The 226-nt window shown below is 37.2% G+C and carries 1 protein-coding gene; it reads left to right on the forward strand.

Annotation, left to right across the window (positions count from 1 at the left end):
* Window positions 1-226, forward strand: a 226-nt coding sequence (locus tag GQ598_RS11030) for a hypothetical protein (protein WP_160404155.1), incomplete at both ends; no start/stop codon positions are given.

A 226-nucleotide genomic window follows, 5' to 3' on the forward strand; every position in this document is an offset into this window, starting at 1 on the left:
TAAAGCCGATAATCAAGCATATTAAAAAACTCGACCAAATTATTGTATGTGGTGGATTTCCGGCTAATGTCATCAATAAACGTTACCCTAACGCAGTGCCAACTATTCACGGCTACGAGTTATTAGATGATTACGATTTAAGTGGCTACCAAGCTTGGTACCAACAGCAGTGTCAATTATACCAAAATAGAAAAAACCAAGAAAAACAATCACAGCAAACCGCTAA

The organism is Gilliamella sp. Pas-s95 (genome assembly GCF_009795795.1).
Taxonomy (GTDB): Bacteria; Pseudomonadota; Gammaproteobacteria; order Enterobacterales; family Orbaceae; genus Gilliamella; species Gilliamella bombicola.